The 1578-nt window shown below is 39.0% G+C and carries 1 protein-coding gene; it reads right to left on the reverse strand.

Features of this window, described 5'->3' with window-relative positions:
* Positions 1–87: 87 nt before the first annotated feature.
* Positions 88–1485, reverse strand: coding sequence for an ISNCY family transposase (locus tag IV87_RS10780; protein WP_057808141.1), 1398 nt, complete (start codon positions 1483–1485; stop codon positions 88–90).
* Positions 1486–1578 lie beyond the last annotated feature (93 nt).

Below are 1578 nucleotides of genomic sequence, written 5' to 3' on the forward strand. Positions count from 1 at the left end.
TGTCAATCATTTTTGAAAATGTCCGAATTTTCATTAAACATAAGGTGCAATTATTTTTGCACCTTATGTTTTTCCCTTTGGTGTTGTTTAACCATGCATTATTGCATAGGCTAGTTCTTTATTACCATTTTCATATTTCTTACGAATAGCTCCTCTCCATGGATGATTGGCGGCTGGAATTCTTGCTTTTGATTTCTTAACGGTGACTGGATTATCTAGCTCCGGAGATTGCTCTTGATGAGCCTTAATGACCTCCATACGTAGAACCTGGTCACCGATCGTCGCGTAATGTTTACCAGACATCGTTTTAATGACCTCAACTTTAGTATTAGGAGCTAACATCACTTGCTGGTGATTGTTATGTAAAGACCAATGCTGATTCTCGAATTTAATGCCGTGACCATGGTCGACGACTCTTTCGACCATCACAGTTAAAAGCAGTTCTAATTCCGCAGGTTTCATTTGTTTCTCAAATACGTTCATGGTATCTTTAATGCGTAGCGCAAAGCGCCTATTATATTCTTCACAGAATGTGATAAGAAACTGATTAGCGCGCTTCATATCATTGATGTGTGCCAATGACATCTCATTAATGAGACGACTTTGTAAAGTCTCAAATTGGCGTTCGACACGTCCTTTAGCTTGTGGAATGCTGGTGGTCGCTAATTGAACGCCTAAATTATGACAGGCATAGCCAAAGTTGGTAAGTGTATCCGGTTGCGTCGGGTGCACTTTTCTTTTGTAATCAAAAACGGTTCTGCGGTCCGTTAAAATTTTAACAGGAATTCCATAATTTCTTAGAACTTGAGAAAACACCTGATAATAACCTTGTAAGGTTTCCTGTGCGTCAAAGTAGGCGCCTAAAATAGCCCCTGTACAATCGTCAACTGCGATGTGCAGATGAGTTTTACGGTTTCCAAACCACAACTCTTCTGAAGCATCCATCTGTAAGAGCTCACCCATATACTTTTTGCGTGGTCGAGAAGGATGAGCTTTGAGCGGAGCTGTTTCTATAACCTCGGTTAAGGTTGCTACCTCGCGCTTCGTCAGAAGTTTGTTTTGATGTTCCTTGGCTTCCAATTCACGCTTCATTTTTCTTCTGGTGGCGCGATGCATTTTAGGAGTTAAAACATGCCGATCCTTAAGCAACTTGGACACCGTCGCATAAGAGACGGTTAGCTTTTCTTGTTGATTTAAAAATTCTACAAAATGAGCGACATTAAAATTCTTATACTTTTTCTCGTAAAGCATAACGATTTTGTTTTTGCACTTAATGTCAAACTTTTGATGAGTCTTTAAACGATGATTACCGTGTTGAAAGACCTGTTTACCATTAAGTAAATAAGCTTGCTTAAGTCGACGTACATGTCTTTCTGTCAACTGTAATTCAACTGCTGCACGTTTGATGGTTTTCCGTTTGGCTACAACGGCCTTAATGATCTGATATTTATGTTCCTCAGTAGGTGTCAAATTTATCTTCCTCACGATGTCATTCCTCCAGTACATTATTATAATGTACTAAAGTTTATGGACATTTTCATTTGTTATTACTTCGGACATTATCATTTGTGAATGACA

It is taken from the genome of Pediococcus ethanolidurans, assembly GCF_001437405.1.
Taxonomy (GTDB): domain Bacteria; phylum Bacillota; class Bacilli; order Lactobacillales; family Lactobacillaceae; genus Pediococcus; species Pediococcus ethanolidurans.